Origin of the sequence: Mesorhizobium sp. WSM3866, from assembly GCF_002294795.1 — a bacterium.
Taxonomy (GTDB): domain Bacteria; phylum Pseudomonadota; class Alphaproteobacteria; order Rhizobiales; family Rhizobiaceae; genus Mesorhizobium.
This window is the reverse complement of sequence record NZ_NSGC01000006.1, coordinates 274,661-296,154: the sequence shown is the minus strand read 5'-3', so window position 1 is coordinate 296,154 and position 21,494 is coordinate 274,661. Positions and strand designations below refer to the sequence as shown.

17 protein-coding genes are annotated in these 21,494 nt (G+C 65.2%); 11 read left to right on the top strand and 6 right to left on the bottom strand.

The window, feature by feature from the left end:
* Positions 1–62: 62 nt before the first annotated feature.
* The 4 genes from urtB to urtE all read left to right on the top strand — a co-directional run bounded on the left by urtB (position 63) and on the right by urtE (position 4,418).
* Positions 63–1,679 (top strand): urea ABC transporter permease subunit UrtB, encoded by a 1,617-nt coding sequence (gene urtB, locus CK222_RS16480; protein ID WP_095801064.1) that lies wholly within the window; start codon positions 63–65, stop codon positions 1,677–1,679.
* Positions 1,676–2,899: an urea ABC transporter permease subunit UrtC gene (gene urtC, locus CK222_RS16475; RefSeq protein WP_095801063.1), complete on the top strand. Its 1,224-nt coding sequence runs from the start codon at positions 1,676–1,678 to the stop codon at positions 2,897–2,899. Before urtB ends, urtC begins: the two co-directional genes overlap by 4 nt.
* Positions 2,900–2,905: 6 nt before the next feature.
* Positions 2,906–3,652 (top strand): urea ABC transporter ATP-binding protein UrtD, encoded by a 747-nt coding sequence (urtD, locus tag CK222_RS16470; protein ID WP_095801062.1) that lies wholly within the window; start codon positions 2,906–2,908, stop codon positions 3,650–3,652.
* A gap of 70 nt (positions 3,653–3,722) precedes the next feature.
* Positions 3,723–4,418, top strand: coding sequence for an urea ABC transporter ATP-binding subunit UrtE (urtE, locus tag CK222_RS16465; protein WP_067327999.1), 696 nt, complete (start codon positions 3,723–3,725; stop codon positions 4,416–4,418).
* Positions 4,419–4,778: 360 nt separating this feature from the next.
* On the opposite strand, the gene CK222_RS16460 is transcribed toward urtE, so the two are convergent.
* Entirely contained in the window at positions 4,779–5,897 is a 1,119-nt protein-coding gene (locus tag CK222_RS16460; RefSeq protein WP_095801061.1) for an FAD-binding oxidoreductase, read from the bottom strand.
* Positions 5,898–6,006: 109 nt separating this feature from the next.
* Here CK222_RS16460 and CK222_RS16455 point away from each other — a divergent pair, with 109 nt between their 5' ends.
* The 5 genes from CK222_RS16455 to CK222_RS16435 all read left to right on the top strand — a co-directional run bounded on the left by CK222_RS16455 (position 6,007) and on the right by CK222_RS16435 (position 12,731).
* On the top strand, positions 6,007–6,912 hold the full coding sequence (locus CK222_RS16455; RefSeq protein ID WP_095801060.1) for a LysR family transcriptional regulator: 906 nt from the start codon (positions 6,007–6,009) through the stop codon (positions 6,910–6,912).
* Positions 6,913–6,999: 87 nt separating this feature from the next.
* A complete protein-coding gene (locus CK222_RS16450; protein WP_095801059.1) occupies positions 7,000–9,078 on the top strand; it encodes a hydantoinase/oxoprolinase family protein in 2,079 nt (692 codons plus the stop codon).
* 4 nt (positions 9,079–9,082) lie between these two features.
* Positions 9,083–11,068 carry a hydantoinase B/oxoprolinase family protein gene (locus CK222_RS16445; protein WP_095801058.1) on the top strand — a complete coding sequence of 662 codons (1,986 nt, stop codon included), beginning with the start codon at positions 9,083–9,085 and terminating at the stop codon, positions 11,066–11,068.
* The gene (locus tag CK222_RS16440; RefSeq protein ID WP_095801057.1) at positions 11,065–11,367 is read left to right on the top strand and encodes a (2Fe-2S)-binding protein; all 303 of its coding nucleotides are present in this window, start codon (positions 11,065–11,067) and stop codon (positions 11,365–11,367) included. Before CK222_RS16445 ends, CK222_RS16440 begins: the two co-directional genes overlap by 4 nt.
* On the top strand, positions 11,364–12,731 hold the full coding sequence (locus tag CK222_RS16435) for an FAD/NAD(P)-binding oxidoreductase (RefSeq protein ID WP_095801056.1): 1,368 nt from the start codon (positions 11,364–11,366) through the stop codon (positions 12,729–12,731). Before CK222_RS16440 ends, CK222_RS16435 begins: the two co-directional genes overlap by 4 nt.
* Positions 12,732–12,783: 52 nt before the next feature.
* Here CK222_RS16435 and CK222_RS16430 read toward each other — a convergent pair whose 3' ends face one another.
* A complete protein-coding gene (locus CK222_RS16430; RefSeq protein WP_095801055.1) occupies positions 12,784–14,109 on the bottom strand; it encodes an FAD-binding oxidoreductase in 1,326 nt (441 codons plus the stop codon).
* A gap of 223 nt (positions 14,110–14,332) precedes the next feature.
* Here CK222_RS16430 and CK222_RS16425 point away from each other — a divergent pair, with 223 nt between their 5' ends.
* Complete coding sequence (locus tag CK222_RS16425) at positions 14,333–14,809, top strand: Lrp/AsnC family transcriptional regulator (RefSeq protein WP_066989429.1); 477 nt, start codon at positions 14,333–14,335, stop codon at positions 14,807–14,809.
* Between the two features lie 48 nt (positions 14,810–14,857).
* On the opposite strand, the gene CK222_RS16420 is transcribed toward CK222_RS16425, so the two are convergent.
* Positions 14,858–15,799 (bottom strand): LysR family transcriptional regulator, encoded by a 942-nt coding sequence (locus CK222_RS16420; RefSeq protein ID WP_095801054.1) that lies wholly within the window; start codon positions 15,797–15,799, stop codon positions 14,858–14,860.
* A gap of 73 nt (positions 15,800–15,872) precedes the next feature.
* Between CK222_RS16420 and CK222_RS16415 the strand changes: the two genes are divergently transcribed.
* Positions 15,873–17,948, top strand: a complete 2,076-nt coding sequence (locus CK222_RS16415; RefSeq protein ID WP_095801053.1) for an NADH:flavin oxidoreductase — start codon at positions 15,873–15,875, stop codon at positions 17,946–17,948.
* A gap of 28 nt (positions 17,949–17,976) precedes the next feature.
* Here the strand turns inward: CK222_RS16415 and CK222_RS16410 are convergent, their stop codons facing one another.
* The 3 genes from CK222_RS16410 to CK222_RS16400 are packed head-to-tail and all read right to left on the bottom strand — an operon-like array spanning position 17,977 to position 21,427.
* Positions 17,977–19,632 carry an ABC transporter ATP-binding protein gene (locus tag CK222_RS16410; protein ID WP_095801052.1) on the bottom strand — a complete coding sequence of 552 codons (1,656 nt, stop codon included), beginning with the start codon at positions 19,630–19,632 and terminating at the stop codon, positions 17,977–17,979.
* Positions 19,629–20,480: an ABC transporter permease gene (locus tag CK222_RS16405; RefSeq protein ID WP_095801051.1), complete on the bottom strand. Its 852-nt coding sequence runs from the start codon at positions 20,478–20,480 to the stop codon at positions 19,629–19,631. The genes CK222_RS16410 and CK222_RS16405 overlap by 4 nt, the downstream gene beginning before the upstream one ends.
* Complete coding sequence (locus CK222_RS16400) at positions 20,477–21,427, bottom strand: ABC transporter permease (protein ID WP_066989177.1); 951 nt, start codon at positions 21,425–21,427, stop codon at positions 20,477–20,479. The genes CK222_RS16405 and CK222_RS16400 overlap by 4 nt, the downstream gene beginning before the upstream one ends.
* Positions 21,428–21,494 lie beyond the last annotated feature (67 nt).

The window sequence follows — 21,494 nt, the reverse complement described above, 5'->3', positions numbered from 1 at the left end:
CGGGCGGGCCTTCGCGTCCCGCCCGGGCAGAAATCTCAAACGTTCGAGATCCGCTGAAGCTGATGATCCTGTTGCGCGCGATTGGCTTGACGCTGCTGCTGACGATGGCAAGCCTGCTGCCCTCGAAGGCAGGCGAGGCCGATCTTCGCGCGGCAATAGCCAAGTTCGCTACAGCGACTAATTTCTCGGCCACGGAAGCCATCGTGCGCGAGCTCGCGGCCAGCGGCGATCCGGCCGTCGAAAGGCCGCTGTCGGCGCTCGCCGACGGCAACCTCTATATTCGCAAAGCCGATTCGCAGGTCTTCATCGGCAAGGACGCGGCGAGCGGTGTCGAACTGCTCGATCCTTTCAGCGGCGACAAGTCCGCCGATGCCGCCAAGGCCGATCTCACCAAGATCAAGGTCAACAACGGTCTTCGCCGCGCCATACGCGACGCGCTGGGGACGCTGACGCTGCGCGCCAAGGACGCGAGCGTGCGCCTTGCCGCCGCCGCGACCATGTTCAAGACGCCCGACGCGGCGAATATCGAACCGCTCGATGCCGCGATCGCTGCTGAGACCGACCCAGCCGTCAAGACGATGTTCGTGCAGGCGCGCGCGGCGTCGGTTCTGGTTTCCGACAAGCCGGAAGCCGACAAGCTCGCCGCCATCTCGGCCATCGCGGCGCGCGGCGACCGCGATGCGCTTTCCCTGCTGACCTCCGTTGAGGCTGGCGCGCAGGGAGCGGTCAAGAACGTGGCAACCGCCGCGATCGGCCATATCAATTCGACGCTGGCATTGTGGGATGCCGGCCAGAACATCTGGTACGGCATATCACTCGGATCGGTGCTGCTGCTCGGCGCTATCGGTCTCGCCATCACCTTTGGCGTCATGGGCGTCATCAACATGGCGCATGGCGAGATGGTGATGCTCGGCGCCTACACCACCTTCGTCGTCCAGCAGGTGATCCGCACGTCGTTTCCGAGCCTCTTCGACTGGTCGCTGGTCATCGCGCTGCCGCTCGCCTTCCTGGTCTCGGCGCTGGTCGGCCTCGTCATCGAGCGCGGCGTCATCCGCTTCCTCTACGGCCGGCCGCTGGAGACGCTTCTTGCCACATGGGGCGTCTCGCTGATCCTGCAGCAGGCGGTGCGCACCGTCTTCGGCCCGACGAACCAGGAGGTCGGCAATCCGTCCTGGATGTCGGGATCGTTCGACATCGGTCAATTGGCCATCACCTGGAACCGGCTGTGGATACTGGTGTTCGCGCTGCTGGTGTTCGGTGTGCTGCTCTACGTCATGAAGCGAACGCCCTGGGGCCTGCAGATGCGTGCCGTCACCGCCAATCGGCGCATGGCCGCATCCATGGGCATCAGGACGCCTTGGGTCGACGCGCTGACTTTCGCGCTCGGCTCCGGCATCGCCGGGATCGCCGGCGTGGCGCTCAGCCAGATCGACAACGTCTCGCCCAATCTCGGCCGCGGCTACATTATCGACAGTTTCATGGTCGTGGTCTTCGGTGGCGTCGGCAATCTCTGGGGCACGCTGGTCGGCGCCTTCTCGCTCGGCATCGTCAACAAGTTCCTCGAGCCGTACGCCGGCGCGGTGCTTGGCAAGATCGTCGTGCTGGTACTGATCATCCTGTTCATCCAGAAGCGGCCGCGCGGCCTGTTCGCGCTGAAGGGCAGGGCGGTGGAAGCATGATCACGCAGCGCTTCTTCGGCGCCGACCGGCGCATCGCGATCGCCATCCTCGTCCTGCTGGCGGCGGCCGCCATCGTGCCGCTGCTAAACCTCGCGGTGTCGCCTCAAAGCGCTTTCTACATTCCGCCTTACATCGTCTCTTTGGTCGGGAAATATCTCTGCTACGGGCTGCTGGCGCTCGCGCTCGATCTGGTCTGGGGCTATTGCGGCATCCTTTCGCTCGGCCACGGCGCCTTCTTCGGGCTCGGCGGCTATGCGATGGGCATGTATCTGATGCGTCAGATCGGCTCGCGCGGCGTCTATGGCAATCCCATCCTGCCGGACTTCATGGTGTTCCTGAACTACAAGGAACTGCCCTGGTTCTGGCACGGCTTCGACCATTTCTGGTTCGCCGTGCTGATGGTGCTGGCCGTGCCGGGCCTGCTTGCCTTCGTATTCGGCTGGTTCGCCTTCCGCAGCCGCGTCACCGGCGTTTATCTCTCGATCATCACCCAGGCGATGACCTATGCGCTGCTGCTTGCCTTCTTCCGCAACGACATGGGTTTCGGAGGCAATAACGGCCTGACCGATTTCAAGGACATCCTCGGCTTCAACATCCAGGCCGACGCGACGCGCGCGGCGCTGTTTTCAGCAAGCGCCGTGACGCTGGCGTTCGCCGTCTTTGTCACCGCGGCGATCGTGCGCTCCAAATACGGCAAGCTGCTGATGGCGGTGCGCGACGCCGAAAGCCGCACCCGCTTCCTCGGCTGGCGGGCCGAGAATGTAAAACTCTTCGCCTTCAGCGTCTCGGCCGTCATGGCCGGCATCGCCGGCGCGCTCTACGTGCCGCAGGTCGGCATCATTAATCCCGGCGAGTTCGAGCCCGCCAATTCGATCGAAGTGGTGATCTGGACCGCCGTCGGCGGGCGCGGCACCATCGTCGGCCCCATTATCGGCGCGCTCCTGGTCAATGCCGGCAAATCCTGGTTCACCGGCGTGCTGCCTGAATTCTGGCTATTCGCGCTTGGCGGGTTGTTCGTCGCCGTAACGCTGTTCCTGCCCAAGGGCGTGGTCGGCACGTGGGATAGCTGGCGAGGCAAGGCCAGGGCGCTGCGCGCGGCCTCGCTCGCCGCGGAAGCCGGCATCGACCCGCCGGAAGCGCAGCCGAAGATCGAGCGCTCGGCGGCGAGAACGCCGGGCGCGTGGTCGGCCAACGGCCCCGAACCGCAGCCGGCGGAGTAAGCGACCATGAGCAAGTCGAACACCATCCTCTATCTGGACGGCGTCTCGGTCTCCTTCGACGGCTTTCGCGCCATCAACAACCTGTCGCTGGTGCTCGACAAGGGCGAGATGCGCGCCATCATCGGACCCAACGGCGCCGGCAAGACGACGATGATGGATATTGTCACCGGCAAGACGCGGCCGGACGAGGGCGAGGTATTCTTCGACGGTCGGGTCGATCTCACCCGGCATGACGAAGCCGAGATCGCCATGATGGGCATCGGCCGCAAGTTCCAAAAGCCGACCGTCTTCGAGAGCCACAGCGTCGAGGACAATCTGATGCTGGCGCTGAAGGGGCCGCGCTCGATCTTTCCAGCGCTCTTCCATCGCGGCTCGCCGACCGGGGCCAGGCGCATCGACGACATCCTCGGCATCATCCGCCTCGGCGACAAGCGCGGGGAGGTCGCCGCCAATCTCAGCCATGGCCAGAAGCAGTGGCTGGAGATCGGCATGCTGCTGGCGCAAGACCCGAAGCTGCTCCTCGTCGACGAGCCGGTCGCCGGCATGACCGACGCGGAGACCGAGGAGACGGCGCGCCTGCTCAAGGACATCGCCCGCGACCATTCGGTGGTCGTCGTCGAGCACGACATGCATTTCGTGCGCGAGCTCGGCGTCAAGGTCACCTGCCTGCACGAGGGCTCGGTGCTGTCGGAAGGCACGCTCGATTTCGTTTCGGCCGACGAACGCGTCGTCGAAGTCTATCTGGGGCGCTGAGCATGATCTGGCGGGTCTCGTTGCATCGTTTCGACCTTTCCTTCCTCAGGTGCTGGAGAAGGGGCTGACCATGCTCGAAGTCTCCAACGCCACCCTCCATTACGGTGCCGCCCAGGCGCTGCGCGGCGTTTCGCTGAAAGCGGGCGCGGGCAAGATCACCTGCGTACTCGGCCGCAACGGCGTCGGCAAGACCAGTCTGATGAGATCCATCGTCGGCCATCATAGGCTGACGAGCGGAAGTGTTGCCTTCGAGGGGAAAGCGCTCGAGCGGAGCGCGGCGTATGACCGCGCCCGGTCGGGCATCGCATTCGTGCCGCAGGGCAGGGAAATCTTTCCCCTGCTCACGGTGCGCGAAAATCTGGAATCGGGGTTCGCACCGCTGAAGCGCGCCGACCGCAACGTTCCAGCTCATGTCTTCGAGCTGTTTCCAGGGTTGAAGCAGACGCTCGGCCGCCGCGCCGGCGACTTGTCCGGCGGCCAGCAGCAGCAGCTCGCCATAGGCCGCGCGCTGGTGATGCGGCCGAAGCTGCTCGTGCTCGACGAGCCGACCGAAGGCATCCAGCCATCAATCATCAAAGACATCGGCCGCGCCATCCGCTATCTGCGCGACCAGGCGGGGATCGCGGTGCTTCTGGTCGAGCAGTATCTGGATTTCTGCCGCGAGCTTGCCGACGAGGTCAACATCATGGACCGTGGCCAGATCGTGCATACCGGCCCCGCCGAGGATCTGGACAGGCCCGATGTACGCAAGCTCCTTACTGTCTAGGTTCAGTCGTCATCCTTTGGCCGAAGCGCCGCAAAACAATGTCGTTTCGATGGAAAGTCCGTAGAAGCGCGCCATGTTCTGCGCGGCATCCTGCGTTCGACATTAAGCCGATAGGGCTGAGCAAAGCATGGGGATAAGAATCGCCGATCGGGGAATGCTCGTACAACGACACCTATGAATCGCTTGTCGCGCAGCGCCCACGCGCTCCAATCCGCGGCCGCGGTTTGCTGGGGGCGAACTCCAGTCTGAGCCATCCGAAAGCGACCTTTCTGCTCACCCAACAAGCCGTCATCCGGACAGATGGAAGCTCCCTTCTTCCGCGTCAAAGGACGCCTGAGCCCAGGGGATCGACTCGCCTCGTCAGGCTCCGCGATTGAAGCGATCTATCCTAAAATCGTCGAGGGCCGTTTCGCAGTCGCCGGTGGTGATGAGCTCGGCCATGGCGTCGCCGACACCCGGACCGAGCTGGAAGCCGTGCCCGCTGAAGCCGAAAGCGTGGAACAGGCCCGGCGTCGTCGACGAGCGTCCCATGACCGGCAGCATGTCGCGGACATAGCCTTCGCAGCCCGACCAGGTGCGGATGACCGCGACTTGCGCGATCGCCGGCAGCAGCCGCGCGACGGCGCGCAATTGCGTCGGCAGGCGCATGGGGTCGGCGGTCGCATGGCCTGGATCGAGGTCTACCGGCACCCTTTCGGCGGCGCCGCCGAAGACGATGTTGCCACGCTCGACCTGACGCAGATAGGCGCCATAGTCCTTGTCGCGCGTCCAGATGCCGACCACCGGCAGGATCCGGTGCGGCAGTGGCTCGGTCACACCCATTTGTGGACCGCGGGCATCGAGCGGGACCTCTTCGCCGAACAGCGCGGCGACGCGCGCGCCCCAGGCGCCGGCGGTGTTGAGCAGGCATTCTGCAGCGAAAGCGCCTTTTGAACTGGCGACAAGGAAACCCGAGTCGGTCCGCTCGATCTTTTCGACCCGAGCTTCGTCGATGATTTTCGCGCCCAGCTTGCGGGCGGCCTCGGCGAAGGCCGGCGCGATCAGCCGCGGATTGCCGCTGCCGTCATGCGCAGAGAACGACGCCGCGATCGCGTCCGGACCGAGGCCGGGAAAACGCGCGCGGATCTCGCGCGGGCTGAGCTGCTCCAGCTCGAGTCCCCAGGGACGCGCCGCCTCGGCATAGCTGCGCATGTCGGCGAGACCGCCTTCATCGAAGATCAGCCGCACGTGACCGGTGGCGCGGAATTCGACATCGCGCCCCAGCATTTTTTCGGCCTCGCCCCACAGCCGGAGCGAGCGGTGGGCCAGCGGAAGCTGCGACAGATGACGCCCCGTGCGCCGGATGTTGCCGAAGGAGGCGACGGTTGCTCCACTGCCGATCCGGTTGCGCTCGATCAGCGTCACGCGGGCGCCGCGCCTGGCCAGGAAATAGGCGGAAGCCGTCCCCATCAGGCCGCCGCCCAGCACGATCACATCCATTGTCGTTCCTTAGCGCAGAGGGCTGATCCTGATCCATCTTGTCGGCGCCGCGGCAATGCGTCAAAGATGGCTTTGGATAAAAGCCATAAGTTTTACCTATGGAGTAGGAATGCGGGCCCGGCAGCTCGAAGTGTTCATCGCCGTCATGCGCGCGGGCACCGTGACCGCCGCGGCGCGAATGCTGAACATCTCCCAGCCCGCGCTCAGCCAGATACTGCTCCACACTGAGGACGAGCTCGGCTTCACGCTGTTCGAGCGGGTCAAGGGCAGGCTGCGGCCGACCCCTGAGGCGCTCGAGATCTTTCCCGATGCCGAGAGGCTGTCGGCGGGGCTCGACGGCCTGCGCCGCAAGACCACCGATCTGCGTCTCGGTCGGACTGGACTGGTGCGGGTCGCCGCCTCGCCGCCGCCGGCCATGGCGATATTGCCGCGCGCCTTCACCGCATTTCGGGCGCAGCATCCCGACATGCTGCTGCGTTCCCATAGCGCGCCGATCGCCGCGATTGTAGACATGCTGCGCGCCGGCGATGCCAGCCTCGGCGTGGCCATGGATGACCGCCTGCCTCCCGATATCGAGGCCGAGGTGATCGGCAGCGTCGGCTTCGCCTGCCTGCTGCCGCGCGGACACGCGCTGCAGAATAAGCCCGAGCTGACGCTCGCCGATCTCGTCGGGCAGCAACTGATATCCTATCGCGGCAACACGCGTCCCGCCGACGAGCTGGCCCACGCGGCCCGCGCGCAAGGCGTGGCGCTTTCACCGTCGCTGGAGATCGACGTTTCGATTTCTGCCGTCGGCTTCGTCCAGGCCGGCCTGGGCGTGGCTCTCGTCGACGCGCTGCTGCCGTGGCACCAGTTTTCCGGCCTCGCTGTCAGGCCGCTGGCGGGCGGCCCGGAATTCCCGATCGCGCTGCTCACGTCCCGCGCACGAGCCCTTTCGAGGGCCGACGAAACGATGCGCGATGACATCCGCACGGCCTGCTCCGCCGTTGTCGGCGAGCATAGCGTCAAGGTATAAGTACGACTTATATTCTTGCCCATCATCCATCTTGGACCGTGACTGTCCGCTCGTGCGAGTTTCCGAGCAGACGGAAAGGGACGCATCATGGATGGAGCCACTGCGACGGATGAGGCGCTGAAGAAGGCCGACTGGAAGGTCGGCGTCGATATCGGCGGGACATTCATCGATTTCTGCGCGCTCGAAGCAAACTCCGGACGCGTCGCTTCGCTGAAGGTGCTGACGACGCCGGAAGATCCGGGTGCCGAGCTGATGACGGGGCTCACCTTGCTAGCCGAACGCGAAGGCTTCGACGCGACCCATATGACGCGCTTCGTGCACGGCACGACGGTCGGCATCAACACCATCATCCAGCGCAAGGGCGCGCCGCTGGCGCTATTCACCAATGCCGGCTTCGAGGACGTGATCGAACTCGCGCGGCTTCGCATGCCGGACATGTATTCGCTGTTCTGCGCGCGGCCGGATCCGCTGATCTCGCGCGACATGGTGTTCGGCATTCCGGCCCGCATGCGCGCCGATGGCAATGAATCCCAGGCGCCCGACACGGCGGCGGTGGAGAGCGCGGTCGCGGCCGCGAAAGCGAACGGGGCGCAGGGGATCATCGTGTCCTTCCTTCATTCCTGGCGCAACGCCGCGCAGGAAACCTCGGTAAAGGCGGCGATCGCGCGCCTGGCGCCCGACCTCTTCGTCTTCACCTCCGCCGAGGTGTGGCCGGTCATCCGCGAATACGAGCGCAGCTCGACCGCCATTCTCAATGGCTATGTCCATCCGCGCGTCTCCGGCTATCTGACCGCGCTGGAAGAGCGGCTGAAGCATCGCGGCGTGCCGGCCCGGCCGATGCTGACGAAGTCGAACGGCGGGCTGATGAACGCCGCCGAAGGCAAGCGCGCCTGCGTGAACATGCTGCTGTCGGGAACGGCCTCGGGCGTCATCGGCGCCTCGTGGCTGGCGCGTCAGGCCGGCGAGGATAAGGTTCTCACCCTCGACATCGGCGGAACCTCGGCCGATTTCGCGCTCATCATAAACGGCGAGCCGCAGTTCGGCACCGGCGAGCTGATCGGCGAATTTCCGCTCCATATCCCTTCCGTGTCGGTGAGCTCGATCGGTGTCGGCGGCGGCTCGATCGCCAGCGTCGACGCGCAAGGAGTGCTGCGGGTCGGGCCGGAATCGGCCGGTTCGACGCCGGGACCCGCATGCTACGGCCGTGGCGGCGAGCGGGCGACGGTGACCGACGCCATGGTGGTGTGCGGATGGCTCGGCCATAGCGAGATGGCCTATGGCCAGCTCAGCATCGAGACCCAACTGGCGCATCGCGCGGTCGGCGAACTTGCGATGCGGCTCGGCCGTCCGGTCGAGCAGACCGCGCAGGCGATCCTCGACATCGCGGTGTCGGAAATGTTCGTCGAGGTCGAGAAGCTCGCCTCGCGCGCCGGCGTCGATCTGCGCGATTTCACGCTGATGCCATTCGGCGGCGGCGGCCCGATGCTTGGTGCCTTCCTGGCCCGCGAGCTCGGCATCAAGCGCGTCATGGCGCCCCGCCGCCCCGGTGTGGTATCGGCGCTAGGTGGACTGGTGGCTGATCTGCGCGGGGACTTCATCCGCACCATCTTCAGCCCGCTTTCCGGCGCGTCGCTTCCCGGAATCTGCGAGGCCTTTGAGGCGCTTGCGCAGGAGGGCCGCGACTGGCTTGCGGCGCAGGAGCACGATGCGGCCGCGCAACTCACACTCTCCTGCGACATGCGCTACTTCGGCCAGAGCTATGAGATCGAGGTCGTCCTTTCGCCCCAATGGCTGGCGGACGGCGATGCGGCCGCGATCGAGCAGGCATTCCACCGTACCCATGAGCAGCTCTACGACTTCCACGATCCGGACGGCGCGATCGAGCTCGTGAATGTTCGGCTGTCCGCGATAGGCGCAGGTCCGGCGCTCTCCTTCCCCGAGACCGAGGAGATCGACGTCCCGACCCATCCGGCGCGCCGGGTGCCGGTCTACACCGGTCTGACCGTCGAGACCATCGACCTCCATGACCGCCAGACCCTGGCGCCGGGCAGCGCGTTTCACGGGCCTGCGGTGGTGGTCCAGGAAGATACCACCTTCGCTCTCCCCGCCGGAACGCAGGCGCGGGTCGATCGCCACCTTAATCTCGTTCTGACTTTCGCGGAGTGACGCCTTGTTCGACCGCACAAATCTTCAGGTTCTGGCTAACCATGCCCGCGCGGCGGCCGAGAACATGGCCCACACGCTGCACCGCACCGCGCACTCCGCCTTCGTCAAGGAGACGCAGGATTTTACGGTGATGCTGATGGATCGCTCGGGAGCGACCTTCGCCGTCCCGATGGAACTCGGCGCCACGTGGTATCCGGGGCTTTCCTATCACCGTGCGATCGCCATAGTGAACGACTACCGGCCGGGAGACGTCGCCTTCACCAACGATCCCTATTCCGGCCACGTCGCCACGCACGCGCCCGATACGCATTTGTGGAAGCCGGTCTTCGTCGACGGCGAGATCGTCGCCTGGACGGGAGGGCACATCCACAACACCGACATGGGCGGGGCTGTGCCGGCTTCGCTCAGCCGTGCGCTCACCGAAATCCATCAGGAAGGCATCCGCTTTCCGCCGATGAAGCTGGTGAGGGAAGGCGTCTTCGACGACACGATCCTCAGGATCATGAGCACCAATGTGCGCAAGCCGGACCTCAACATCGGCGACATCAAGGCGCTGGTCGGCGCACTCAACACCGGCGAGCGCAAGATCCAGGCGATGGTGAAGAAGTTCGGCAAGGCCGGCTTCGTCGAAGGCGTTGCCGCTCTTCTTGACCATGCCGAGGCGCAGGCGCGGGACGTGCTGCGCACCATGCCCGACGGCACCTGGCAATTCGCCGACTATGCCGATGAGGATTCGGTCGAGGCCAATCCCTGCCGGCTGAAGCTGACGCTGACGATCAAAGGCGATGAGGCCGTGCTCGACTTCACCGGCTCCGATCCGCAGCTCGGCTCCTCGCTCAACGTGCCTTCGGGCGGCGACCCGCGCCACACGATGCTGCTCGTCGGCGTCTATTACGTGCTCTACACGCTCAACCCGAAAATCCTGCTCAACGCGGGCCTCACCCGGCCGTTCACCTGCATCACGCCGCAAGGTTCGGTGCTGAACCCCGTCCATCCCGCCGCCGTCGGCATGCGCTCGCTCACCTGCGCCCGGCTGCGCTCGGTCATCTTCGGGGCCTTCTCACAGGTGCTGCCGGAGCGCTTGCCGGCGGCGCCGGCCGGCAACAACTGCATCGTCAACGTCATGACCATCGATGAGCGCACCAGCAGGAGCGTCATCGCGGCGGTCAACCCCGTCGTGGGTGGCGGCGGCGCGATGCCGCATCGCGATGGCACCAATGGATCGGGCGCCGATGCTGCCTATCTCAAGAACACGCCGATCGAGATCACCGAGACCGAGACGCCGGTCGAGTTCGTGAAATATGGGCTCGCCCAGGACAGCGGCGGTGCGGGCCGCTGGCGCGGCGGGCTGGCGACCGAGATGGCTTTTCGTGTCTTTGCCCCCGACTCCCGGATTACGGCGCGCAATCGCGACCGCAGCTTCTTCCGTCCCTGGGGCGTGCTGGGCGGCAAGGCGGCCGGCCTGTCGGACATGGTCGTCAATCCGGGCACCGACCGCGAGCGGCGGCTGGGCAACATCGACACGGCGGTGCTGCAGCCGGGCGACGTGCTCGAGATCCGATCCGCCGGCGGCGGCGGACGCGGCGACCCGTTTAAGCGCGAGCCCTGGCGGGTCGGTGAGGATGTGCGGCGCGGCTATCTCTCGCCGGCCGCAGCCGAAAGCGACTACGGGGTCGTTATCCGCGGCGGCGAAGTCGACGAGCGCGCGACGGAGCGGCTGCGCGCGAGGCACACGCCGTCCGTCGGCCATTTCCATTTCGGGCCGGAGCGCGACAGCTACGAAGCGCAGTGGACGCCGGCCGCCTATGACCGGCTCCACGCTCTGCTGGACGCCTTGCCGATCCACTGGCGGTTCTTCGCCAAGACGGAGATTTTTCGCCGCATGAAAGGTCGCTCCGGGCCGGAAGGCGTCCAAGCGGCCCTCGAGGCGGTCTGCGAACGTTTTCCCGAGCTGCCTCGTCCGGGGCCGGTACGAGAGGCCGCCGAATGATCACGGTCGGCCGCATCGTCCGGCTGGCCGAGCGCGATCGCGAGGAGGTGCAATTCCTTCTCGACGGTGAGACGCGCAACGCGCTGGACGGCGACACCGTGCTGACGGCAATGCTGGCTTCAGGACATGCGCTGCGGAGTTCCGAGTTCGGTCCCGAGCCGCGAGCAGGTTTCTGCCTGATGGGAGCCTGCCAGGACTGCTGGGTATGGCAAGAAGGGGGACCGCGCCTGCGTGCGTGCACAACTCTTGTCGTCGAAGGCATGCGGCTGCACACGACGCCGCCGGAGAACTGGCCGTGAGCGAGCCCTCATCGCCGCGCATCGTGATCGTAGGTGCGGGCCCCGCCGGCATAAGGGCCGCGGCGACACTGGTCGACGCCGGGCTCCATCCGGTGGTGATCGATGAAGGGCACCGCGCGGGTGGGCAGATCTATCGCCGCCCGCCTGCCGGGTTCGTCCGAACTCCGGAGCAACTGTACGGCTCTGAGGCGGACAAGGCTCGCGCGTTGCATTTGCTCTTCGACCGGATGGCCGATGAAGGGCGGCTCACTTATTGCGCGCGCAGCTCCGTCATCGCCGTGCATGAGGGGCGGCTGCATGTGCTGGGGGAGGGCGGCGCGGAGGTCGTCTTCTACGACCGCCTGATCCTCGCCACCGGCGCTTCAGACCGCGTCGCCCCGATCCCTGGCTGGCAGAACGCCGGCGTGTACAGCCTTGGCGCGGCGCAGATCGCGCTCAAAGCGCAGGGCGTCGCACTCGGACGGCGCATCGTGCTTATCGGGTCGGGCCCCTTGCTGACGCTGGTTGGCATGCAACTCCTCAAGGCCGGAGCGGATGTGGCGGCGGTGCTCGACACCTCTTCCTGGCGCCAGCAGATGCGCGGGTTCTGGGGACTTGCCGCCCGACCAATCGTGGCGTTGCGCGGGCTGGCCCTGCGGGCGCGGCTTGGTCGCCGCTACCACGCTGGCGTGACGCCTTTGCAAATCGAGGCCGATGGACGGGGTGTCACCGGGATGCGCTGGCGCGACGCCGGCGGCCGGGAGCGCGTCACCCCATGCGACATGATCGGGATCGGCTGGCACCTGCGGGCGGAGACTCATCTGACTGACCTTGTGGGATGCGCCTTCACCTATGACGAGCAATGGCGGCAGTGGCTCCCGAAGACCGACCGGATGGGACGGGCCGGCAATGGCATCTACCTGGCCGGTGATGGGGCTCGTCCTCTCGGGGCGGACGGCGCGGAGATCGCCGGGCGCCTTGCCGCGGCGGCGTGCCTTGCCGATCTTGGAAGCCCGGTGCCCTCCGTCGGCGCCGACCTGCGCAGGCTCGCACGGCTCGAGCGCTTTGCCCGCGGTCTGGCCCAGGCCTTTCCTTGGCCAGGCGCGATGGTGAGGGCGCTTCCCGACGATACGATCGTCTGCCGCTGCGAGAACGTCACTGCCGGGGCCGTGCGCGAGGGCACGACTCTCGGCGGCGGCGAGGCCAACAGGGTGAAATCGCTCTCGCGCGTCGGCATGGGGCGCTGCCAGGGGCGTTATTGCCAGTTGGCAGCCGCCGAACTCATCGCAGCCCACGCCGGCTGTAGGCCCGAGGATGTCGGCCGGTTTCGCGGGCAGGCCCCCATCCGGCCTGCCCCCATCGGCGCCTTTCTTCGGGAGAGCTGATGCAATCCGGAGGGTTCACCTGCCAAGCGATGTCGGAATGTCGCGTTTGAAACTAGAAGTCGGCGACCTTGCCCCACGCCGAAGCATCGAAACGCCGCGGATCGTAGGATTTCGGATCGACGATCGGCTCCAACCCGGTGACAAGATCGGCGACGAGGTGCCCGGCACCGGGTCCGATGCCGAAGCCGTGACCCGAAAATCCGGCAGCCAGGAAGAAGCCTGGAACGGCGTGTATCTCGCCGATGGCCGGCACGCCGTCCGGGGTGCTGTCGATGTAGCCCGCCCAGGCCGCGCTGATCTTCGTCTGCCGCAGCGCAGGCAGCAGCTCGAGCGCGCGGGCATGGGTCAGGCGGATGGTCGCCTGATCCGGCATCGGATCGAGGATACGCATCCGCTCCATCGGCGTCGGCCGGTCGAGCCGCCAGCGTTGGAGCGTTTCGTGGCCTGAGCGCACCCCCTGCAACCCGCCGGGCGCGAGGCTGCGCCAGCGCTTCAGGAACATGGGGACGAACTGCGAAGCGAAGCGCAGCTGCTGCGGCGTCACGTCGACGCGTCCGCGCCCGCTTATGGCGAGGGTGTAGCCGCCGTCACCGCGCCGCGTCGCCGAGATCTTTGCCGTGTGCAGCGCATCCGGCAAGCCCCCCGCGCCGGGCGAGACGGACAGGATGGAGGAGCGGATCGAGGCCTGCGGAAACCGGAAACCGAACTGGCGGCAAAAGGAGGACGCCCAGGCGCCACCGGCCAAAACCGCCGCTTTCGTCCGGATCGTACCGCTTTCCGTGATCACGCCGCTCAGGCGACCGCCCTCGGTCTCGATACCGCGCGCGGCGCAATTCTGATGCACCGTGCCGCCAAGCTGGAGGATGGCGCGGGCGACCGCTGGCGCGGCCTGCGACGGATCGGCGGTCCCGTCGGTCGGCGAGAAGACGCCGCCTTTCCAGGTCCTTCCGGTGGCGCGGCCCCGCTCGCTGGCCTCGGCGCTGTCGAGCATGTGCGTGGTGACGCCCGCCGTTCTGGCGAAGTCACGCCAGCGCGCCCAGCCGGCCAGTTCCGCCTCGTCATTGCTGAGATAGAGCAGGCCGCAGCGGCGAAAGCCGGTGTCCTGGCCGCTTTCTGCCGCAAAGCACTCCCAGAGATCGAGGCTGCGCGTCGCCATCGGCAGCTCGCGGGCGTCGCGGTTCTGCTGGCGACACCATCCCCAGTTCCTGCTGGATTGCTCGGCGCCGATGCGTCCTTTTTCGACAAGCGCGACCTTCAAGCCGCGCCTAGCCAGGTAGTAGGCCGCGAAGACGCCGACGATGCCTCCGCCGATCACCACCGCATCCGCGGATTGCGGCAGTTCGCCGGATGTCTCGATCTGTTGCAGCGGCGCGCGCATGGTCCTCTCTCTGCTTCGAGGCTCGAATCTAGCGCGTTGCGCAGGCAGCCGCTGCCGCAGTTATGCTTCAGGCAGAATTTTATTCCGTAGCGCGCAATGAAATCGAGAGTCCCTGCGTGTCAGAGCAGGCCCATCGGATAGACAGGCCTGCGGGCTGTGGTAGTGTCACGGCTAGAGAAGTGGCGGCATTTTGTGCTGTGGCTTGCGTTCTTCGGAGATGGACGTGAAACTGGATCGGATCGACATCAAGATTCTGCATGAATTGCAGAAGAACGGCCGCATCACCAATGTGGAATTGGCCGAACTGGTGCACCTGTCGCCGAGCCCGTGCCTGATGCGGGTCAAGAAGCTCCAGTCGGAAGGTTATATCGAGGGCTATTCCGCGCAGGTCAACATCGGCAAGCTCGGCCAGACACTGACCGTGTTCACCGAAATCACCTTGAAGAACCATCGCCAGGTGGACTTTGCCCGCTTTCTCGCCGTCGTCGAGAAGATCGATCAGGTCATCGAATGCCACCTCGTGTCGGGCGGTTACGACTATCTGATGAAATTCGTGACCGCCGGGATTGGCGAGTACCAGACGATCATGGAGCGGCTGACCGATATGGATATCGGCATCGACAAGTATTTCAGCTTCGTGGTGCTGAAGTCGCCGATCGTCAAATCGCACATGCCGCTGCCCAGCCTGTTTCCCATGTAGTCAGCGGGTAGCTGTGCCGGGCGCTGCAGTTGTCTGCTGCGGTCCGGGCTACAGGACCCCGGGCTGCAATAGTGCGCGCAACGCTTTCAACTCGGCTTGCATCTCGGCGATCATCCAGGCGCGGATATCGGAGACGATCGGCCGCACTGGCCGTGAGCGAGGTGCAATCAATTCATGGATCCGTCCGGTGTTGATCTGCCTGTCCGAGGCCGGAACGAGCGTTGCCTGAAGCAGTGCCCTTGAGACATTGCTGAGCCAGCCGAGCGCCACGCCTTCTCCGTTCATCGCGGCTTGAAGCACGACCGCGTAGTCCGAGAATTCGAGCCATTTCGCCCTGCTGGTCTTGCGGTGGGCTACGCTGCCCCAGGCGTCCAGCCACTGCTCCTTGGCGTCGGTGAGATGAAGCAGGATATGACCTTCGCCGTCCGAGTCATGGTTCAAGCGGCCGTGGTGCGACAGATAGGATGGGCTGCACACCGGAACGATGATTTCCGGCGAGAAGGCCCAGCGGTGATAGTGGATGTCGTCGTCGGCCAGGATTCTGGTGGCAAGCTCGACATTCTCGGCGGGTCCTCGCAGAACGCCGGCGATGAGTTCGAACCTCAGGTCCACGTCGGGAAATCGCGTGTTGAACGCCGTTAACCTCGGAACGAACCAGTGCGTAGCGAGAGAGCTCGAGAGCGAAAGGGTAACCACCGGCTTTGCGGCACTGTTCCGCTTGATCGTGCCGATCGCCTCCTCGATGCCGTCAAATCCTTCCCGTACAGCCGAATAGAGGGCGCGCCCCTCCGGGGTCGGGGACAATCCCGTTGGACCGCGCGTGAACAGAGCCACGCCGAGATCGGCCTCCAGCTGAGCGATGCTGCGGCTGATCGAGGGTTGCGTGACGTTGAACTCGCGCGCTGCAGCCGTGAAACTTCCTGAACGGACAGCGGCCTCGAAAACGAGGAGTCCGCGTGCGGATGGAACGAGTTTTGCGAAGCCAGCCATACGCCAAGCGTATAGCCGCCCCAACAATTTTCAAGCTTTCCTGCGGTCCTGCAAATCGCGAACTATAACCCTCATGAATGGTTCGGAGCAGCATGTGCCGGCAGCGGCATTCCAAGCGGGGAGCACATCCGGCGATCCACTGCTTCAGCCGTTTCGGCTCAAGGGTCTAACGCTGCGCAACCGCGTCGTCAGCACCAGTCATGCCTCAATGCTGGACGAGGGTGGCCTGCCGCTCGAGCGCTATCAGCGCTATCATGAAGAGAAGGCGCGCGGCGGCCTGGCGATGACTATGGTCGGCGGCTCGGCGATGACGTCGCCCGATTCGAGCTGGGGCGGCGGTCAGCTGGATCTTTCCAGCGATCGCATCATCCCTCATCTCCAATCGCTGTCGCAGCGAATTCATCGCCACGGCGCGACGGTCATGTGTCAGGTCTCGCATCTCGGCCGGCGAGCTACTGCCTATGCCGGTCACTGGTTGCCCCCGGTTGCGCCGTCACGCGTCCGCGAGACGCGAAACCGGAATTTCCCCAAAGAAATGGACGCCGCGGACATCGACAGGATCGTCAAGGACTACGCCAGTGCCGCCAGGCGCTGCGTTGACGGCGGCCTGGACGGCGTCGAGACCGTCACCGGCGGCCATCTGATCGGCCAATTCCTGTCGCGCAGAACCAACAGGCGCACGGACGCTTTCGGCGGCTCGCTGGAAAACCGCGCGCGCTTCGGGCTGATGGTTCACGAAGCGATCCGCCGCGCGGTGGGCGACGACTTCGCCGTCGGGATCCGCTTCGTGATCGACGAGGCGGTTGACGACGGATCGGATTTCGAGGAAGGCCTTGCCTTCGCCCGGCTGTTCGAGCGCGAAGGCCATGTCGATTTCTTCAACTGCATCTTCGGCCGCATGGACACCGACTTGTCGCTGGCCGAGCAGAATATGCCCGGCATGTTTATCAGGAGCGCGCCGTTTCTGCCGTTGGTTGGGCAGTTCAAGCGGGAAACCAGGCTGCCGGTCATCCACGCCGCCGCCATCAGGGACGTAGCCACGGCGCGGCACGCGATCCGCGCAAACCTTGTCGATCTGGTCGGCATGACTCGAGCGCATATTGCCGACCCGCATATCGTCAACAAGGTGATGCGGGGCGAAGAAGACCGCATCCGCCCGTGCGTCGGCGCGTCCTACTGCCTGTACAAGAAGGTCCATTGCATTCACAACCCCGCCAGCGGCCATGAAACGACCGTCAGCCACATCATTGACCGGACCGAAACGCCGAAACGGGTGGTCGTCGTCGGCGGTGGTCCGGGCGGGATGGAGGCGGCCCGGGTCGCCGCCGAGCGCGGGCACAGCGTGACCTTGTTCGAAGCTGGGGCCCGGCTCGGCGGGCAGGTGCTGGTTGCGGCCTCGGCTTCCGACCGCAAGGATCTGATCGGTATAGTCGACTGGCGCGCCGAAGAGCTCGCGCGCCTGGGCGTGGATGTCCGCCTCAACACCTATGCGGACGCAGATGGAGTGCTTGCCGAGAAACCGGATGCCGTTATCGTCGCCACAGGCGGCATCCCGGACATGGAGTGGCTGGAGGGCGCTGAACATTGCGACAGCGTCTGGGATATCTTGACCGGGGTCATGCCCGCGAAGGCCGATGTGCTCATCTACGATGAGACTGGACGCCAGGCCGCCATATCCTGTGCCCTGCATCTTGCCCGCCTGGGACATGCGGTCAGCCTGGCCATGGCTGACGACACGCTTGCGATCGAGACACCCTATCCGGACCGGGTCAGTTTCCGCAAACTCGCGTCCGAACTCGGCATCCGGGTCGTCGGCGATCTGCGGCTCATCAAGGCAGCGCGCCACGGCAACGGCATCGCCGCCCGGTTCCGGCATGAGCTCACCGGTGCAGAAACGGAAATGACCGCGGCCCAACTCATTGTCGAGCGCGGCACGGCACCTGTGGAAGATACCTATCAGGAATTGCGTGCCCGCTCCGCCAATGAGGGCGTCACCGACACCGCGCTCATGACGGGAGTGGCGACAGAGGGGGTGCAAGGGCTCCAAGCTCCAGGATCCTTCGTCCTGCACCGCATTGGAGACGCGGTCGCCAGCAGGGACATCTACTCGTCAATCTATGAGGCCTACCGGCTCTGCTCGCAATTGTAGTCCGGCGAATCCCCTCCGGTCAGTTTGGTCAGCGGTGGCCGTACTGAGTGACGAGCTCGGGGTCGCGGACGAGGCCGTCGAGCCAGGTCGGATCGAGCTTCGGCACGGAGGAAAACAGAAGTTTGGAATAAGGGTGCGTGGGCGCTTTCACCTTGTCGGGCGTGATCTGCTCCACCCGCTCACCATTGTACATGACCATGATCTCATCGCAGATGGCCTCGACGACGGAGAGGTCGTGGCTGATGAAGATATAGGAGAGCCCCAGCTCGCGCTGCAGCTCCTTGAGTAGCTCGATCACGGCGGACGCTACAACCGTGTCGAGCGCTGAGGTGATTTCGTCGCAGATGATGAGCTTCGGACCGGCCGCCAGCGCGCGCGCGAAGTTCACGCGCTGTTTCTGGCCGCCCGAGAGCTCCGAGGGATGACGGTAGCGCAGCGACCTCGGCAGGCGCACCATGTCGAGCAACTCGTCGACACGCTTCGAGCGCGCCTGCTTGTCGAGCCCGTGATAGAAAGCCAGCGGTCGCGAGATGATGTCCTCAATGGGCTTGGCGGGATTGAGCGCGGTATCGGCATACTGGAACACGATCTGCATCTCGCGCAGCTGGTCGCGAGTGCGTTTCCGGGCGGCGCGCTCCAGTGCCTTGCCGTCGAAGACGATATCGCCGGTCGCCGCCGGATGAATGCCCGCGATGGCGCGCGCCAGCGTCGATTTTCCGCAACCGGACTCGCCGATGACACCGAGATTGCGGCCCTTCTCCACGACCAGGCTGACGGAATCGACCGCGCGGATAACCGGCTGCCCGTCACCTTTCACCGGGCCGTATCCGGCTATCAGATTGTCGATGCGAAGCAGCGGCTTTGGTCCGGAATCTTCATCCGCCCGTATCTGCCTCGACTTCGGCTCGAAAGCGGCCAGCAATTCCCGTGTATAGGGATGCTGGGCAGCCGAAAGGATTCCGGCCGTCGTGCCGGTCTCCTGCACCTCGCCGCCCTTCAGCACCACGATGCGATCTGCGATCTGGGCGACGACCGCGAGGTCGTGGGAAACGTAGACACCCGCTATGCCGCCCGCCTTCATCACCGACTTGAATGCTTTGAGCACGTCGATCTGGGTCGTCACGTCGAGTGCGGTCGTCGGCTCGTCGAAGATGACCAGTTTGGGATCGCCGATCAGCGCCATGGCGGCCGCCAGCCGCTGCAATTGCCCGCCTGAAACCTGGTGCGGATAACGGGCGCCGATACCGTCCGGATCAGGCAGCGACAAGGCCCGGAACAGCTCGACCGCGCGCTTTCGCGCCTGCTCGGGTGGCATCAGGCCGTGGATGCGCGTGACTTCGATCACCTGCTCGATGATGGTCGACGAGGGGTTGAAGGCGGCGGCGGCGCTTTGCGGAACATAGGCGATGTCGGTGCCGCGCAACCTGGCGCGTTCCCGCTCGGTAAGCGCAGCCATGTTCTTGCCGTTGACATTGATCTCGCCGCCAGTAATCCGGCAGCCGGGCCGCGCATAGCCCATGAGGGAGAGCGCCACCGTCGTCTTGCCGGAGCCGCTCTCGCCGATCAGGGCGACGATCTCGCCATCGGCGATGTCGAGGCTGACGCCCTTGATGATTTCGACCAGACGTCCGGCGTCGGTCTTTGCCTCGATCCGAAGGTTTCTGACCTCGACGAGATTGGTCATGCGTCCCGGTCCCTGATCTTCTGCGGCAGGTTGTCGATTAAGAGGTTGACGCTAATGGTCAGGCTGGCGATCGCCAGCGACGGCACGATGACGGCCGGGGCCGCGAAGGGCAGGCCGCCGATGTTCTCGCGCACCAGCGCGCCCCAGTCGGCTAAAGGCGGCTGCAGACCGAGCCCGAGGAAGGACAGGCCGGAGAGCAAAAGCACGATGAAGACGAAGCGCAGGCCGAAGTCAGCAAGCACAGGCCGGATGATGTTCGGCAGGATCTCGGAGCCGATGAGATAGATAGTGCTCTCGCCGCGGACGCGGGCGACGGTCATGAAATCCATGGTGTTGATGTTGACGGCAAGCGCCCGCGCGAAGCGGTAGGCGCCCGGGATGTAGATGACGGCGAGCGTCAGGATCAGCACCGGGATCGATGAGCCGACCGCGGCGACGACAACAAGGCCGAACAGCTTGCTGGGGATGGAGTTCATGGCGTCGAGGAAGCGGCTGAGGCAGGTATCGAACCAGCCGCCGGTGACGGCCGCGATCATCCCCAGCACGACCCCTGAAAAGCAGGCGATCGAGACGGCGGCAAGCGATATGCCGACGGTGTAGCGTGCTCCCATGAGAACCCTGGAGAGCATGTCACGCCCTAGATAGTCCGAGCCGAGCCACAGGCCCTGGCGCATCGGGCCGAAATAGTCGTCGTCGACGATATCGCCGATCGGATGGGGAATGATGTAGGGCGCGAAGATCGCGACCAGCGTCCACGCCAGAATGACCAGCGAGGCCACGACGCCCACGAGGTTGTAGCTGTGGCCCAGGAAGGACCGTCGGGTGGATGCCGCGCGCGCCACTGTCATCTGAGCCTCGGGTTGGACATGATGGCGACGATGTCGGCGGCCGTGATGAGCAGGAGATAGCCAAGGCAGAAGATCATCGCGCAACTCTGGATCAGCGGCAGGTCGCGCGTCGCGACCGCATCGACCATCAGCTTGGCGATGCCGGGATAATTGAAGATCGTCTCGACGATGATGACGCCGCCGACCAGATAGGACAACGAGAGCGCGACCGCGTTGACGATCGGCCCAAGCGCGTTCGGAAGGGCGTGCTTGAGCACCATGCGGCTGCGCGAGGCGCCTTTGAGAAGCGCCATCTCGACATAAGGCGTTGAGAGCGTTTCGATCACCGCGGCGCGCGTCATGCGGATCATTTGGGCCGAGATGACGAAGGTGAGGGTAATCACCGGCATCGAATAGATGCGCACGAGGTCGGCAAGCGAGTGCGCCTCGTTGACCGAAGACAACGCCGGCAGCCATTTCAGATAAACGGCAAAGAGCAGGACGGCGAGGGTCGCGACCATGAATTCCGGCACGGAGATCACGCCGATCGAAAGCACGGTGACGGTGCGGTCGTAGACGGAGCCGCGCAACATGGCGGCGGTGATGCCGAGCGTCAGCGCCAGCGGCACCGAGATCAGCGTGGTGATGCCGGCGAGCTTCATGGTGTTGACGAAGCGCCCGCCGATCAGGGCCGCGACCGGCATTTCGTTGGCGTAGGAGGTACCGAGATCGCCGTGGAGCAGACCGACAAGCCAACGCAGGAAGCGCAGGATCGCCGGATCATTGAGATGCATGGCCTCGCGCAGGCCGGCGACCGCCTCGGGCGTCGCCGCCTGCCCAAGCAGGATCGACGCCGTGTCGCCCGGCAGCATGCTGGTGGCGAAGAACACGGCGAACAGGACGATCAGAAGGGTGACGATCGCGATCGCCAGCCGCTTCAGCACGAGGTTTAGAACCCCAGACTTCATGGAAGCTCCCTGCGGTTGCGTTCGGCCAAACAATCTTGCGCAATGCAGTGCAGGGGACCGGCTGACC